The organism is Flavobacterium lacus (assembly GCF_003268815.1).
In the GTDB taxonomy this organism is placed as follows: Bacteria; Bacteroidota; Bacteroidia; order Flavobacteriales; family Flavobacteriaceae; genus Flavobacterium; species Flavobacterium lacus.
On the sequence record NZ_QLSV01000012.1, the window covers coordinates 58,351 to 75,209 of the forward strand.

14 protein-coding genes are annotated in these 16,859 nt (G+C 35.1%); 9 read left to right on the top strand and 5 right to left on the bottom strand.

The window, feature by feature from the left end:
- Positions 1-115: 115 nt before the first annotated feature.
- Positions 116-691, bottom strand: coding sequence for an adenylate kinase (locus tag B0I10_RS11980; protein WP_112086747.1), 576 nt, complete (start codon positions 689-691; stop codon positions 116-118).
- Positions 692-735: 44 nt separating this feature from the next.
- The gene (gene hpt, locus B0I10_RS11985; protein ID WP_112086748.1) at positions 736-1,266 is read right to left on the bottom strand and encodes a hypoxanthine phosphoribosyltransferase; all 531 of its coding nucleotides are present in this window, start codon (positions 1,264-1,266) and stop codon (positions 736-738) included.
- 93 nt (positions 1,267-1,359) lie between these two features.
- Between hpt and B0I10_RS11990 the strand changes: the two genes are divergently transcribed.
- The 5 genes from B0I10_RS11990 (at position 1,360) to purE (ending at position 4,410) form a co-directional block, all read left to right on the top strand.
- A complete protein-coding gene (locus tag B0I10_RS11990; RefSeq protein ID WP_112086749.1) occupies positions 1,360-1,917 on the top strand; it encodes a hypothetical protein in 558 nt (185 codons plus the stop codon).
- Between the two features lie 29 nt (positions 1,918-1,946).
- Positions 1,947-2,192, top strand: a complete 246-nt coding sequence (locus B0I10_RS11995; RefSeq protein ID WP_112086750.1) for a DUF6364 family protein — start codon at positions 1,947-1,949, stop codon at positions 2,190-2,192.
- A complete protein-coding gene (locus B0I10_RS12000) occupies positions 2,182-2,604 on the top strand; it encodes a type II toxin-antitoxin system VapC family toxin (protein ID WP_112086751.1) in 423 nt (140 codons plus the stop codon). The genes B0I10_RS11995 and B0I10_RS12000 overlap by 11 nt, the downstream gene beginning before the upstream one ends.
- A gap of 83 nt (positions 2,605-2,687) precedes the next feature.
- A complete protein-coding gene (locus B0I10_RS12005; RefSeq protein ID WP_112086801.1) occupies positions 2,688-3,842 on the top strand; it encodes a 5-(carboxyamino)imidazole ribonucleotide synthase in 1,155 nt (384 codons plus the stop codon).
- 73 nt (positions 3,843-3,915) lie between these two features.
- The gene (gene purE, locus B0I10_RS12010) at positions 3,916-4,410 is read left to right on the top strand and encodes a 5-(carboxyamino)imidazole ribonucleotide mutase (protein ID WP_112086752.1); all 495 of its coding nucleotides are present in this window, start codon (positions 3,916-3,918) and stop codon (positions 4,408-4,410) included.
- A gap of 219 nt (positions 4,411-4,629) precedes the next feature.
- Here purE and B0I10_RS12015 read toward each other — a convergent pair whose 3' ends face one another.
- Positions 4,630-5,307 carry a hypothetical protein gene (locus B0I10_RS12015; protein WP_112086753.1) on the bottom strand — a complete coding sequence of 226 codons (678 nt, stop codon included), beginning with the start codon at positions 5,305-5,307 and terminating at the stop codon, positions 4,630-4,632.
- A gap of 131 nt (positions 5,308-5,438) precedes the next feature.
- Between B0I10_RS12015 and B0I10_RS12020 the strand changes: the two genes are divergently transcribed.
- Positions 5,439-7,457, top strand: coding sequence for a M3 family metallopeptidase (locus B0I10_RS12020; RefSeq protein WP_112086754.1), 2,019 nt, complete (start codon positions 5,439-5,441; stop codon positions 7,455-7,457).
- 265 nt (positions 7,458-7,722) lie between these two features.
- Here B0I10_RS12020 and B0I10_RS12025 read toward each other — a convergent pair whose 3' ends face one another.
- Positions 7,723-11,661, bottom strand: coding sequence for a GEVED domain-containing protein (locus tag B0I10_RS12025; protein ID WP_112086755.1), 3,939 nt, complete (start codon positions 11,659-11,661; stop codon positions 7,723-7,725).
- 232 nt (positions 11,662-11,893) lie between these two features.
- Here B0I10_RS12025 and B0I10_RS12030 point away from each other — a divergent pair, with 232 nt between their 5' ends.
- From B0I10_RS12030 to B0I10_RS12045, 3 genes are all read left to right on the top strand, one after another.
- A complete protein-coding gene (locus B0I10_RS12030) occupies positions 11,894-12,397 on the top strand; it encodes a GbsR/MarR family transcriptional regulator (protein WP_112086756.1) in 504 nt (167 codons plus the stop codon).
- 389 nt (positions 12,398-12,786) lie between these two features.
- Entirely contained in the window at positions 12,787-13,224 is a 438-nt protein-coding gene (locus B0I10_RS12040) for a hypothetical protein (RefSeq protein ID WP_112086758.1), read from the top strand.
- Between the two features lie 298 nt (positions 13,225-13,522).
- A complete protein-coding gene (locus B0I10_RS12045; RefSeq protein WP_112086759.1) occupies positions 13,523-15,955 on the top strand; it encodes an ice-binding family protein in 2,433 nt (810 codons plus the stop codon).
- Between the two features lie 105 nt (positions 15,956-16,060).
- Here B0I10_RS12045 and B0I10_RS12050 read toward each other — a convergent pair whose 3' ends face one another.
- Positions 16,061-16,828, bottom strand: a complete 768-nt coding sequence (locus B0I10_RS12050; RefSeq protein ID WP_112086760.1) for a hypothetical protein — start codon at positions 16,826-16,828, stop codon at positions 16,061-16,063.
- Between the last annotated feature and the right edge of the window lie 31 nt (positions 16,829-16,859).

Genomic DNA, 16,859 nt, shown 5'->3' on the forward strand with positions numbered 1-16,859 from the left:
TATTTTTTAGCAAAAAAAGAGCAACATTTCCGTAAAACCGGATGAAGCTCCTTTTAATTTTGCAAATATCTAAAAAAATCAGCACTAATTTGCCAATTTTTAGATAAATAAGTATTTATTTCAAGTTGTCGAATACAAAATTCAACCGTTCGTTTACCTCTGTAATTGAACCAATTCCGTCAACCGAATGAAATTTACCTTGTTGATTGTAATACTCCATTAATGGAGCGGTTTTTTCGTTGTATTCTTGGTAACGATTTCTAATTTTTTCTTCATCTTGATCGTCTGCTCTTCCGGAAGTTATTCCTCTTTTTAATAAGCGTTGCACTAAAATTTCATCATCGGCTTCTAACGCAACTGTGGCTGTAATTTCTTGATTTTTAGCAGCTAAAAAAGCATCCAACGCTTCGGCTTGTGCAATTGTTCTCGGGAAACCATCAAATAAAAATCCGGCAGAACCTGGATTATTATCCACTTCACTTTGCAACATTTGAATCGTTACTTCATCCGGAACCAAATCACCTTTGTCCATAAAAGTTTTGGCTAATTTCCCTAAATCGGTGTCATTTTTAATATTGAATCGAAAAATATCTCCGGTTGATAGATGAGTCAAATTATATTTTCCTTTTAAAAATTCAGCTTGTGTGCCTTTTCCCGCACCTGGTTTTCCGAAAAGAACGATGTTAATCATTTTAATGTGGATTGTTAGATTGTTGGATAGTTAGATTTTTAGAGTTATTCTGCAAGTTGGTATACGTCCGGTAAATTTCGACCCAAACCGTCATAATCCAGACCGTAGCCTACAATGAATTTGTTAGGAATGCGAATTCCGACATAATCAATTTTAATGTCTTTTTTGTAGGCGTCGGGTTTTAAAAATAAAGTGGCAATTTTCAAATGTTTTACATTTTTGTCTTTAAAAATTGCTTTCAATTCTTCGATTGTATTTCCGGTATCGATAATATCTTCCACGATTACCACTGTTCTACCTTCTAAATTCTGATTCAAACCGATTAATTGTTTTACTTCATTTGTGGTTTGAGTTCCTTCATAGGAAGCCATTTTTACAAAACTCACTTCACACATACCACGGTATTGTTTCATTAAATCAGATAAAACCATAAAAGCTCCGTTTAATACGCCTACAAAAACGGGGACTTCATCAAAAAAATCATCATCCATTTGTTTGGCTAAATTCTTAATTGCAAAATCCAATTCTTCTGAGGAAATAAACGGCACAAATGTTTTGTCGTGAAGGTGTATCATGTTCTGATTTTTAATAAAGTGCAAATTTAAGGAAGTCTTGAGTATTACGAAGTAAGAATTCGGACTTTTTTGTAAAATTGGTATATTTACCAAATGAATTCAATCTTATATCAAAAATTAGAAGGAAGTACCGCCCATGTAAAAAATCGAGTAATGGTGAGTAATTTTGCCATGAAAAGTGAAGAGAATTTGAGAGAATTGATTTCAATTGCGTTTGATATTTCGCATGAATTGCACGTCAAAGCCTTTTGGAGTTTGGATTTAGTAGGTGAAAAAAAGTTGAGATTACTTGTTCCATTTATTGATGAATTTTGCGAAGTGCTACCTAAAATTAAAAATGATTCTTCGTTGCGACCTGCCACTCGAATTGCAATGTTTTTGACGAAAAGCAATCATCGAAAAAACGGAATTAATTTAACCAAAGAACAAGAACACATTCTCATTGAAGCCTTGATTGATCGCTTAATTCAAGATGAAAAAGTAGCGTCAAAAGCGTATGCAATGAAAGCTTTATTTGTTTTAGGAAAAAAATACGATTGGATTTATGAGGAATTAAAACCAATTTTAAGTCAGGATTATGCGAATCATTCTGCAGGTTATAAGGCGGCGGCAAGGAATATTTTGAAAAAAATTAACAAGACTGAAAAATAATTTTACGTACATTTGTAAAAATTACACGTATGAACACTAAGCTCACATTATCACTTGACAAAGAGATCATTGAGAAAGCTAAAATCTATGCCAAAGGCACAGGAAGAAGTTTATCTGAAATGGTGGAGAATTATTTTAAAAATTTAGTCTCGACATCGAAAGATGAAGATATTCATCCAAAAGTTAAAAAAATAATCGGAAGAATAAAACTACCGGAAGATTTTGATGAAGAAAAAATTAAAGCCGAATATCATAAAGAAAAATATGGCTTATAAAAATATATTTTTAGACACTAATATTTTGGTCGACATTGTAACGAATAGATACCCTTTCTCAAAAAACGCAATTTCTATTTTTGATTATTGTCAAAAGTCTAATATCAAAATGTATTCTACTTCACATTCTATAGCAACTTTACATTATTTGGTAAAAAAGATAGTTGATGAAAAAGAATTGCGGTTAATAATTGAAGATTTATTAGATACAATTTCTATTATTGGAGTTACAGAATCAATTTTGAAAAAAAGCCTAAAATCCAACCACAAAGATTTTGAAGATGCCATTCAAATTGTTTCCGCACAATCAATAAATAATATGGATTGTATTATCACCAGAGATTTAAAAGATTATAAATTTGCAGAAATTACTGTCTTAACGCCTGATGATTTTTTGAACACGATTGAGTGAAATTCAATGTCAATAACAATGACAAATTCAATATCAATTTTAAAATAACAACAACAAACAACTACCATAACTACAACAACACAATGAACTATTTTTCATCCGATTTTAAATTAGGTATTTTGGGAGGAGGCCAGTTAGGCAAAATGCTTTTGGCTGAAACCCGAAAATTTGACATACAAACTTTTGTTTTAGATCAAAGTCCGGAAGCTCCCGCACAATATGGTTGCAATCAATTTTTTGAAGGAAGCTTGATGCATTTTGAAACCGTTTATCGTTTTGGAAAAATGGTTGATTTATTGACTATTGAAATCGAAAATGTAAATTTGGAAGCTCTTCTTAAGTTGGAAGAAGAAGGTTTACCGATTTATCCTTCTCCAAAAACATTGCATCAAATTCAAAATAAAGGAAGGCAAAAGGATTTTTATGCTGATAATGATATTCCAACTTCAAATTTCAAACGATTTGTGAGTCTAAAATCATTACAAGAATCAATAAAAAATGATGAATTAGATTTTCCCTTTGTATGGAAATGTGCTCAATTTGGTTATGACGGAACTGGTGTAAAAATTTGCCGTTCTGCTTTAGATTTAGTCAAACTTCCTGATGTGGAATGCATTGCCGAAGATAGGATTCCATTTAAGAATGAATTGGCGGTAATCGTTGCACGTTCTGTTTCCGGTGAAGTAAAAACGTATCCGGTTGTAGAAATGGAATTTCACCCTGAAGCCAACCAAGTGGAATACGTGATTTGCCCCGCTCGAATTGACGAAAAAGTAGCTCAAAAAGCCCAAGAAATTGCGTTAAAAGTTTCTGAATCTTTTAATCACATAGGTTTATTGGCAGTGGAAATGTTTCAAACCGAAAATGATGAAATTTTAGTCAACGAAGTAGCTCCACGACCACATAATTCAGGCCATTATTCCATTGAAGCCAGTTATACCTCGCAATTTGAAAATCATTTGAGAGCCATTTTAGACTTACCGTTGGGAAATACCGCTAGCAAAGTTGCCGGAATTATGGTAAATTTGGTGGGTGAAGACGGATTTTATGGACCTGTTGTTTATGAAAATATTGAAAAAATTATGGCTATTGATGGCGTAACACCACATATTTATGGCAAAAGAGAAACACGTCCTTTCCGCAAAATGGGACATGTAACGATTGTAAATGAAAATATGGTGGAAGCGAGAAAGGTGGCGGAAGAAGTGAAGAATAGTATTAGAGTGGTCAGTGTTTAGTCGCAGTCACAGTATAAACCAAATTAACTTGAAACATTAAACTTGAAACATTAAACTTGAAACAACAAAACCAATGAGCAAAGTAGCCATCATCATGGGAAGTATCTCCGACATGCCGGTCATGCAGGAAGCCATCGACATCTTAAAAGGATTTGACATAGAAACCGAAGTCGATATTGTTTCGGCACACCGAACACCGGAAAAATTGTTTGATTTTAGCAAAAATGCTCACACGCGTGGCATTTCGGTAATTATTGCCGGAGCCGGTGGTGCAGCCCATTTACCGGGAATGGTCGCTTCGATGTCGCCCTTGCCAGTAATTGGTGTTCCGGTGAAATCAAGTAACTCAATTGACGGTTGGGATTCTGTTTTGTCGATTTTGCAAATGCCGGGTGGAGTTCCTGTCGCAACAGTAGCGTTAAACGGAGCCAAAAATGCCGGAATTTTAGCCGCACAAATCATCGGAAGTCACGATAAATGTGTATTGGATAAAATTGTTTTCTACAAAGAAAGCTTGAAAGAAGCAGTTAATAAAGCTGCTGACGGATTGAATAAACAAACCTCTTAACAATCCTTGATTGTTCATATTTATAGCGTATCTACAGCGTATATATGGCGTATATCTAGTGTGTCTAATATATAAATACTCGATAGATACTTCGTAGATACTCCATAGTTGTGGTACCCTTATCACATAGCAATAAACTAGCTTTTACATAAAATCAGAGCGGACAAGTATTCACATGTCCGCTCTGAAATCATTAGTATTCCGTTTGCTAGTCAAAGGCTATTCCTCCTCCATTTCTTCATCAAAAACAATATCCGCCATGTATTCTCCTTGATCAAAATCGGATTTAGAAAGCCAATATTCCGATGTGATTAATTTGTATTGGTTTGAGCCTAATGACTCCAATTCCCACAGAATATCGTTTGCTTCAGGAAAGGGTTTAGCACCGGCGAGCTGTTCAGGAAATAAACGTTTCAATAACGCACTTTTTCCTAAACCTTGGGCTAGAATTTTCAGGATTTGTTCGTTCCCTAATTCGCTTTTATCTTCCGTATCCTCGGCAATAATCTCACAGTTTAAAATTGTAGCGGTTGCATTTGGAAATCTTCCATTGTAAGCAAGATACAATAATTGGTTGATGTGAAACAACGGAGCATGCAAATCAATTTCAGGATATTCTTCGCAAACTTTATCCAAAAGCATATCATTAGATATTTGTGAAATTTGACCTTCGTTTAATTCTTCGCTCAATTTATAAGTCAATAAAATGACTGCTGCATCGGTTGGTTTTTCATCCGTGATGGCCATTTTCAAATAGTCCAAAAGGTTTTCTTTCGCAATTGTTTCAGGGTCTGGAAAATTAAATAATTCGAGTAATTTTAAATAATCTTGTTCATTCCAATAGTCCGGAATTTCATTTACATTTAAAATGCTATTAATCGTGATGTTGTATTTCATGTTATAAATTCAATTAATGGATAAGGTAGTGAAAATTAATCGGAAAAGCTAATTACTCTTAAAGAAACCGTAATTCAACGGTTGATAAAACGTATCAAAGTACGTACTTTTGAAAATTAAAAATTGAATTTATGTTAACCGAAGTATTTGAAACCAAACACAACACCGCACCTTTTTCACAAATAAAATTAGACAATTACAAACCTGCTTTTGAAGAAGCCATTGCAAAAGCGAAAGCTGAAGTGGACGAAATTGTGAACAATTCAGAAGTTCCCACTTTTGAAAATACAATTGAAGCATTGGATTTTTCAGGTGAAGCATTGGATCGATTATCGTCAATATTTTTTAATTTGAATTCGGCTGAAACGTGTGATGAAATGCAGAAAATTGCTCAAGAAGTTTCACCTTTATTGACTGCTTTTAGCAATGATATTTCGCTGAATGAAAAATTATTTAAACGTGTGAAATCGGTTTATGATCAAAAAGATAAATTGACTTTAACGACTGAACGAGCAACTTTATTAGATAAAAAATTCAAAGGATTTTCACGAAACGGAGCCTTACTTTCGGAAGAAAACAAATTGAAATTACGTGAAATTGACACTGAATTGGCCAAGTTAAAATTGACGTATGGCGAAAATGTTTTAGCCGAAACCAACAATTATCAATTGCACATTACCAACGAAGCCGATTTAAAAGGTTTGCCTGATGGAGCGAAAGAAATGGCCGCCAGCTTAGCCAAATCAAAAGAACTGGAGGGCTGGGTTTTTACGTTGGATTTTCCGAGTTATTTGCCGTTTGTAACGTATGTTGAAAACCGTGAATTGCGTGCAGCAATCGCCATCGCTGCCGGAAAAAAAGCATTTCAAAACAATGAATTTGATAATAGAGAAAATGTCAAACGTATTGTAGAATTGCGTCATAAAAGAGCGAATTTGTTGGGTTATGAATCGCATTCGCATTTTGTTTTGGAAGAACGAATGGCTCAAAATCCGGAAAAAGTGAAAGCGTTTTTGAATGATTTATTGGAAAAAGCTAAACCTGCCGCAGAAAGAGAATTTGCTGAATTGACCGCTTTCGCTAAAGATTTAGACGGAATTGAGCAATTAGAAAAATGGGACGGAGCTTTTTATTCTGAAAAATTGAAACAGAAATTATTCAGTTTGGATGATGAATTGTTGAAACCCTATTTCAAATTGGAAAATGTGTTAAACGGAGCTTTTACCATTGCTGAAAAATTATTCGGCATCAGATTTAAAGAAGTCTTTGATATTGATAAATACCACAATGATGTGCAGACTTTTGAAGTTTTAGACTTCGAAGGAGAATTGGTTGCTATTTTCTATGCTGATTTTTTCCCGAGAAAAGGAAAACGAAACGGAGCTTGGATGACCTCTTTTAAACCACAATACATTAAAAATGGCGTGAACGAACGACCACATGTATCAATTGTGTGCAATTTTACGCCGCCGACGGAAACGAAACCTTCCCTCCTAACTTTTAATGAAGTCACAACTTTGTTTCACGAATTTGGTCACGCATTGCACGGTATGTTGGCGAACACGACGTATCCGAGTTTGTCGGGAACTTCGGTGTATTGGGATTTTGTGGAACTGCCAAGTCAAGTGATGGAAAACTGGTGCTACGAACCTGAAGCGTTGGCTTTGTTTGCGAAGCATTATTTAACCGGCGAAGTGATTCCGCAACAGTATGTGGAAAAAATCAAGGAAAGTGCGAGTTTTTTAGAAGGAATGGCGACGATGCGTCAGTTGAGTTTTGGATTATTGGATATTGCTTATCACGCAAAAGTTCAAACCATTGCTGATGTAAAAGCGTTTGAAAAAGCCGCTTTTGAAGGAACTTCATTATATCCTGATGTGGAAGAAAATTGTATGAGCACGTCGTTTTCGCATATTTTTCAAGGTGGCTATTCGTCGGGATATTACAGTTATAAATGGGCAGAAGTGTTGGATGCCGATGCGTTTGCTTATTTTCAGGAAAAAGGAATTTTTAATGAAGAAGTAGCGACCAAATTTAAAGATAACGTTCTATCAAAAGGTGGAACAGATTTACCGATGGAATTGTATAAAAAGTTTAGAGGTCAGGAACCGAAAGTGGAGGCGTTGTTGAAGAGAGCGGGGTTGGTTTAGATTTAATATCTTTGATTTTAGCACTTCCCCGCGTTAAGGATTGAAGTGCAAAGCCCACAGCAAAAAAATGCCATTTTCTTAAGCCAAAAAAGCGACCAACGGAAGCTCTTTTTAGGTTAAAGAAAATGGCATTTTTTGCGAGGACTTGTAACGAAAAGCCTGACCCGTAGCTTGCGGAGGGGAACGCCCAAATTAAAATTAGTTTCGGTTTATTGTATAAAAAAAGCCACCTCGCGGTGGCTTTTGTGTGCTTTGTAATATGGAATTAGTTTTTCACAATTTTGATTGTTTTTACAGCTCCTTCAACGGTTACTTTTACAAAGTAATTTCCGGCTGGAAGTGATGTCATATCAATTTCAGTTGTGTTTGCATTCACATCTTTTGTCATAAGCGTTTGACCTAACATATTGATTACGGCAATAGTTGTGATGTCGTTACTGTATGAAACCGTTAGGTAATCGTTTGTTGGGTTTGGATATGCTTTTAACGAAACTAGGTTGAAATCGCCTGTGCTTAGCGTTACTTCTACTGTAATTGCAAGAGCTTCGCTCGTACATTCGCCCACGGTTTGCGTTACAAAATACGTTGTATTGTCTTCTGCAACTGTGGTTGATGGGATTTGTTCTTGTAGATTATCGTCTGAATACCAAGTTAAGTTTTCACCGTTAACTACAAGATCAGCAAGGGTTTGACCTTCTGAAAGTGTTTGAAATGCGTTTCCGGTTGGAGCGGTTACTGTGTTAACTGTAACTTCCACGGTTTCTTCTGTGAAACAGCCAGTTGTTGTATTGGTTGCTCTAACGGTATAAGTTGTTGTTTGAGTTGGTGTAACATCGATTGAACTTGTTGTTAAGTTACCCGGTGTCCATAACCATTCTATGGCAGAAGCATCTCCTGTAACATCAAAAATAACGTTTAATCTTTGTAAAGAAGTTGCAGGTGTTACCGATGCAGCAGCTACTAAATCTTGCAATGTTGTTACTGAAGAATCTGTAGATGTTATTGCCGAAATTGTCATTGGCTGTGCTGTAGCGGTGTAATAGGTAATTGAATTATTTGCTAAATCAGCTCCATCTTGTCTAACATCGATAATAATATTTGAAACTCCGTCCCAAACATAAGGTGTGTCAAACGTAATGGTGTTTAAGCCAATTGCATGTTCATACGTTGCAGGACCATAAACAGTTGTAAAACCAGATGTTGCAAAAGATGATACAGTTGTTTCTGTTGTGTTTCCAATTCTTATTGAGAAATTAGTAACATTTGTTCCCGAACCAATCGTAGTAATTTCATAGGTTACAGCATTTATTGTTCCGGCTGTAAACCCAGCTGCTTGAAGCTCTGCAGCAGTATAAATGGTTTGATTCCAATATTGATCCCAACGATTACAAAATGCAGTTGGTTGAGATGTTGCAGAAGTTAACGTTGCGTCAGTTCCCAAAACAACCGTTTCTACTAGAGTTGCGGTTAGCGTTGAAGATGTTCCTGCACAAATACTTCCAACTTCAGAAACAGCAATAACCGGTTCCGGATTAACAGTAACTGTTAATTCTGTACTTGTTTCACACAATGCTCCTGCAGATTGAGAAGCAGTTAACGTATAAATTGTTGTTTCAGAGGGATTAAATACCCATCCGTTTGTTGCGTCTCCTGTTACATTTGTTGATGGAGACCAAACATATGTGTCATATTCTTCCTCTCCAGTTTCGATGAGTAAAGTTTCCGAAGACTCTCCTGGACAAATTGTTAAATTATCTAAACTTAAAGAAAAATCAGGAGCAGATGAAACTGTTGCGATGACTTCTGTTCTTTCAGAAGCACAACCTGTAGCATATTTTACATCATAAAAGTAGTAATACGTTCCTGTAGTGGTTCCGCCCCATTCTGAAGAGGTAATACTAACAATCCCATCAGTTCCTAAATAAGGGAATGTTAAGGTTGATGAATCTCTGATTAAGTTTACACCTGAGAATGCTTTAACTAAAATTCTATACCCTGTTCCAGCAGGTACTGTAAAGTTAAGTGGAACTGTAGTCGGAGTTGTTGTACCTCCGGCTGCAATAGCCACATTTCCTGTTGAATATAATTCTACTAAATTTGCATCGGTTACTTTAATGTTCAATGTACCTGCGGTAGTTGAATAAACTGAAACTGACTGTAAGTCAACTGAATCTGTTGCATTAAAAACAATTCCCCAATTAGAAATAGAAGATCCTGTAGCTGTTGCCGGTGGAGCCAATTTTCCTACTGATTGAGTTGAACCTGTTGCACTTTCTGCCCAAAAAGAAGTAGTTTCAGCAATAACCGGTGTTGTAAATGTTCCGCCGGTTGCTAATAATACGCCTCCCGTTTCTGCATTATACCATCTAATTGTGCCTTCATTTGCAGTTGCAGACAAATCTACTGTTCCTTGACCACAAACTGATCCGGGAGTAGTTTCGGTGATTACCGGTGGTTCACATTCTGTTTTAAAACTAACAGAATCGGATGTCCAATCGCTAAAAGTATCGGAACCACAGTTTGATCTAACCCAAACATAATAAGTTGTACTAGGAAGTAACGCATCAATTTGTGCCGTTAAAATTCCTGCACCAACTTCTCCGGAAGGGATTGTTCCTGCTAAAGGAGCTGTGTTTTCCGTTGAGTAATAGTAGTGATAACCTTCACTTGGTTCTGTGCTAGAAGTTGCCCAATTTATAGTTGCAGTAAATGGCGAATTTGCCGCTGCTGTAACATTCGACGGTGGTAAACAATTTGGTGTTTCAATTACGGTTAGTTTATAATCTTCTGCTTCGGTTCTTGTATTTGTACTTGCACACGCATCTGGAGCAACTGCATTAAAGTCAATTCTAACTCTCATTCTGTAATCCCCTAATTGCGTTCCTGCAGGAATTTCAAAACTTCCTGATTGGTTTCCACCAAAAGCTGTTGTTACAAAAACGCGTTCTGTAGCATTATCAAAAACTAAATCATTATTCCAATCTACCCAAATACTGGTTCCAACTGTTCCACCAACAATTGCTGTAGAAAAGTTAACTATTCCGGTTTCATATTGACTAACAGTTGCTGTGTCATAATTATCTTGATAACCTCCGGTTGTGTACCCGGAAGTGAGATTAGAGATATTTGCCGAGCCTCCTGTTGTTGAAAAATTATCAATATATGATGCGGATGAAGTTGATGAAGGAACACAATATCCCGTAAAGAAAGACACTGAAATCCAACTACTGAATGCGCCACCACAATTTGATCTTAAATAAAAAGTATAGTTTGTGCTTGCTGTTAATGATTGAAAATCCGTAAAAAGAGTTCCATCAGCTAAGCTTCCAGTTGATACAAGTCCGGTTGCACCACTTTCTGGCACTCCACTTGTTCTCAATTCATATTCAAATCCAATTGATCCTGAAACTGATTCATTCCACTCTAAATTTACTGAATTAAATGTTAAAGAATTCGTTGAAAGATTCAAAGGCACTGTGCAAGTTGGCACTACCGCAGAAAGTGAGATATTATCTACTGCCGCCGGTGGATTTGTACCTCCTGAACTATCGTTTTTCCATACAAAAACTAAACGTTTAGTTGAACCGGCAACAAAAGCAATTTGTGCAGCACTAAAAGTATAATTCACATTTGTAGTTTCGGTTGGCACAGTTGTACCATTGCGTTGTAATAAAAAATAACCCGTTGTTCCATTTGTATAACCTGGCCATCCTGTAGTGGTTGTATTGGTGCTTGTAGGCCCTACATTTGAAGGAACAATAGACGTATCCATTACATATACTAGTAAATTATCCCAATTACCATCATTTCCATTAGCTCTCCAATCAAATTTTAAAGACACTGACTCAGACCCTGCCGGAAAAGCAACGTCTCTGTAGAATGACGCACGACTGATCGCGTTATTCGTGTAAGCCCATGATGTTCCTGTGTCATTTGAAACATAAGCTCCTGCAGAACCAGTAAACCATCCCGGAGCTGATCCAACAGTCCATGTGTTTGTAACGCCTCCAACAGGAGTCCATCCATTTGCTTCAAAAGTGGAGCCGTTCTCAAATCCTCCTTCTGCAGAAGGATTAATCAAAATAGTTTGTGCGTTTACATTTTGACCTAACAAAAAAGCAAATAGGCACAAAGCGTAAAAAATGTTGCTTTTCGATGCTGATTTAACAGACCTAAAACAACTTAAAATTGTAATAATTTTCATTAATAAATAATTTGGTTAATAAGGATAAAAATATATGTTTTAAAAATAAATCATAGTGTATAAACAATCTTTAACCTTTATTGCTTACTATATTTCTCACAAAAGTTAAATTATTTCTATTATTATTTCTTTAAAGATTAATTATCTGACTATTTTATAATTCTTTAGAATTTAAAAAAATAAACTTTCATTTTTTTTTGAAAGTTTAAAAACTTTTACTTAACTTTGTTTCATGGAATTCAAAGAAGCAAAAAATAAATTCGTTCAAACCTGGGGAGCTTTAGGTTCGCAATGGGGAATTAACAAGACGATGGCTCAGATTCATGCGTTGTTGATGGTTTCGCACGAACCGATTTCGATGGAAGACATTATGGATGAATTGCAAATTTCACGTGGCAATGCTTCGATGAATTTGAGAGCTTTGATGGACTGGGGAATTGTGTATAAAGAATACAAAGCCGGCGAACGCAAAGAGTTTTTTACTGCCGAAAAAGATTTAGACGAATTGGCCGTAAAAATTTCGAGAGAACGCAGTAAACGTGAAATTAAACCGGCGTTAAAGATTTTGAAAGAAGTTTCGGCAATAGAATCAGACGGAACAGCCGCTGAAAAACATTTTGTAGATCAGACAACTAAATTGTATGACTTTGTGTTGAAAGCCGATAATGTTTTGGATAAAATCACGGAGTTCAAAGACAATTGGCTAGCAAAATTGGTTGTGAAGATGATAAAGTAAATTTTTTTAATAATGACTTTCATTTTTTTCTGAAAGTTTAAAATAATAAATAAGATGAAAATAATAAAAAACATAAACACCCTAGCAATCTTACTACCATTAATTATTCTGGCGTCCTATCCAATAGTTAAAGAAGATGCAATTTATTTGAGCTTGTATTCTACAATGTTTACAGGGTTTCTACAAGTTGCATTAGGAATAATTCTTTTGATAGAAAATCCAAGAAATTGGTATTTCATTAATTATATTTTGATTGTCATATTGTTTTTTGGCCTTTGGTATTTCAATATGAATTTATATCACTCCGATATTATGACATATATTCTCTTCCCAATTCCATTATTATTAACAATTTATCTATCTGTACTAATTTACAAAAGAAAAGAAATATGAACCTCAACATCCCAAACTGGCTAATTATCTTAAGTGGTATCGGCCAAATCTTCACCGCTTTGATTTATCCGTACATCCGCCATCAGGTATTTGATTGGTATAATGATGTGAAACAACTCAAACCGTTGAATCAGGAAATTGCCAAAACATACGGAAGATACATTCAAGGCTTAAACTTTTCATTTGGATTGATTGCTATTGTATTTACAAACGAATTAAAAGAACAATCCGCGTTGTCAGTTGCTTTAACCGGATTAATTGCCGCGTATTGGGTGGGGAAAGTAGCAACTCAAATTGCCTATTATCCAATGTATGACATTCCGAAAAGAAAATTATTCAAATTCGGAAGCTATGGAATGAATACTTTATTTGTGCTTTTTGCGGTTGTTAATTCGGGTTTGTTTTTTACTAATTTTTTTGGTCATTACAATTGACAGGTTTCAATAACTTGTCAGCTGAAAAGCATAACAACGTACTCAATTATCCTCCTTTAATAAGGATCAAATAATCACATAGCACCAACTCTAAAAAAATCGACGTAATTTACTACATATTATAAAAATAAACCCCTCTATTCATTTTAAACAAGTATTACTAAAATAAACAATAAAAAAAATTTATTAAGCATGATAAGCGATTAGATTTGAAAAAATGTAGATAAATAATTCTATATCAATCTTCAAACCAATTATTTTATTTAGAATAATTGTCCCAAATCCTTAAAATTACTTCATGAGAAAAATTACTTTATGCTATAAAGGAACGTTTTGTATTTCCTTTTTTCTTTATTTTTGTTTTATTTTCAACGCATCTGCTCAATGTTCTGTAAATTTTGGAGCATCCTCACAATTTGCACTTTTTACAGTTTCTGGAGCCGTTGGAAATACAGGAATATCGTCTGTGACGGGAGATATTGGCACACATGCAGGAGCGATAACAGGCTTTGAGACCCCTACTCAAATTTATGGAACAATTCATAATCCAGGCGACCTAACATATCAAGCTTCGGCAGATTTACTTACTGCCTTCAACGAGTTACTCAACACTTCAAGTACTAATGGTTCGCACACTCCTGCGTTTGGGAATGGTGAAACACTTTTTGCGGGAGTCTATTCAATTGGCGGAGCCGGATCTGTTGCAGGCACACTTACATTAGATGGTGAAGGAAATCCTGATGCTCGCTTTATTTTTAAATTTGGTGGAGCCTTTACTGCCGGAGCAGGTTCAACAATTATTTTAACTAACCAAGCGAAAGCATCCAATATCTATTGGATAGCAGAAGGAGCAGTTTCCATGGCGGCCTCGACAACAATTTCGGGCACTTTCATTGCAAATGGAGGAGCAATCTCTATGGGAGCAGGAAGTCAATTAAACGGTAGATTGTATTCAACCACGGGTGCTGTTTCAATTTATTCTACTACGATTGACACAGATGGATTTGGGATTGCGGTGGGTGGCATCACATCCGCAAATCAAACAATTTGCTTAGGCATACTACCTACAGATTTAGAATTGACTGGAAATTCAGGAAACGTGCAGAAATGGCAAAAATCGTTAGATTCAAATTTTACTTTCCCGGTTGACATTAACTGTACAACAACAACTTTACCAGGATTAACAATTGGAAGCATAAACGAAACTAACTACTACAGAGCGGTTGTTCAATCGTTAGAGTGTGAAGAAAATTATGCATTTTCTTCATACACTACAATCACAATTCAATCAACAACTTGGGCAAATAACCAATGGAGTAACGGAGTGCCCGATGAAAACAGCAGTGTTATTATTTCAGATGATTTTACTTCGACCGGAAACATTAGCTACTGCTCTCTTTGGGTATTAGCAAATGCAGATATTATTATTTCATCAGGTGACACTCTCACATTAAATGGAATATTAATTGTTGAAAACGAAGGAAGCTTAACACTTGAGAATGAAGCAAACTTGATACAACTTTCCGATGTTGAAAATATTGGATCCATTTTTGTAAAAAAACGAACAAGTCCATTAATGCGGTTAGATTACGTAATGTGGTCCTCACCCGTTTCAGACCAATTATTACAAAACTTTTCACCTTTTACCTTGCCAAATCGGTTTTACAACTATAATCCAACAACAAATATTTATACCACTGTTTTGGATTTAGAAACCATAACTTTTGAATCCGCTAAAGGCTACTTAATTCGAATGCCCGACGATCATTCACAAACTCCCCTTCTTTATGAAGGAATTTTTGAAGGTAAACCGAACAATGGAAATATAACTATTCCGGTCACCGAAAATACGTACAATGCCATTGGAAATCCATATCCGTCAAGTATTGATGCAAATCAGTTTATTTTGGAAAATAATCTTCAAGAACCTATCTATTTTTGGAGAAAAACGAACAATAGTAATCATGATTCGTATGCAACCTACACAACAGCCGGTGGAGCTGGTGGAGTTGCAAATAATGATGGAGGAGCCCCACTATTTATAACTCCAAACGAAAATATTGCTTCCGGTCAAGGTTTTATCGTAAAAGCTAATTCTTCAAATCTGATTTTCACGAATGCAATGCGAACTGCCACAAATGAAACCATCTTTTTGAGAGCTAATTCAGAGATCAATCGAATTTGGTTAAACTTGAATAACGCTAATGAATATATTTGCCAAACTATGATTGCATATATGCCAAATGCTACATCGGGAATTGACATTTCAATTGATGGGAAATACATTCATGAAAGAGAAACTGCTTTGACTTCATTAATTGGAGAGAAAGAGTTTTCAATTCAAGGAAGAGGACTCCCATTTGATAGTAATGATGTGGTCTTTTTAGGCTTTAAAACACAATTTGCAGGGAACCACACAATTAGTTTAAATCAATATGATGGCTTATTTAATTCTAATCAAACTGTTTTTTTGAAAGATAATTACAACACTACTTTACACGATTTAAAATTAGGCGATTATACTTTTTCAAGTGAAATAGGCACTTTCAACAGTCGTTTTGAAATCGTTTATCAAGATGTATTAGGAATAAATCAATCTGAATATAATGATAGTATTATCGTTTACAACACAAAAAATGATTTGTTTATTAATTCAAAAAATTCTTTTATCACAAAAGTTGATGTGTATGATGTGTATGGTCGCTTAATACTCTCTAAAAAAATGGTTTAACAAACGAAATGGTTATAAAAATTGACAAATTAAATCAATTGATAATCTTAAAAATTAAATTAGATAATAATACTGTTATTTCAAAGAAAGTAATTCATTAAAAGATTATATAAGTAACAAAATCCACCACAAAATCGGCACACTTTCCACCCAAAAAGAGCTGTAATACTTATCTCTTTTGAAAGTAGTAAATCCGATAAAAAGTGCCGTCATAATAGCAAGTACAAATGTTGAAATTTCCATTTTCTCTTTAAAAAACTCCAAGAAAACGAAAGGAAATAAAAGTACAATTCCAATCAACTTCGTTTTAAAAACTCCAAATCGTTGGGGTAGTGTTTTCAGCGTTTCATTATCCGTTTGACTGTCTAAAATTTCAAATGGAATCATTAAACTGATAACGATCAAAAACCGTTGAAACAAAATGATTTTTTCATTGTCTTCAAAAGAAGCTTGCTGAATAATGGGTGCATAAACCGTAATGGCCGTGACAGAAAAACTGACCAAAAACAATTTCCAAAAACCAAATTTTCGCAAAAATGGATAAAGTGCCACCATTAACCCAATTTTAATGAAATAAATTTGTGTTGCGTTATTCAACTGCAGAAAAAAGAAAATCACAGCAATGATGGATAGAAAAGTCAATCCTATCAAATAGCGATTTTTGTTGAAATCGAAATTCCCTTTTTGAAAAGCTTCAAAATATTTCAAAAAATTATAGCCTACAATTGTTCCAAAGAACGAAGTCAATTCTAACATTTTGTTGTTTGAAAGTTGGAGCGAAATTTCTGTAACACGAACCAAAGCCAAAACTGCAACAGCAACAAGCAACGACGATTGAATATAGAAATCAAGTATGTTTTTAAAAAATTTCAAAAGAGGTAATCGTTATTTTTCTGCAATAAAC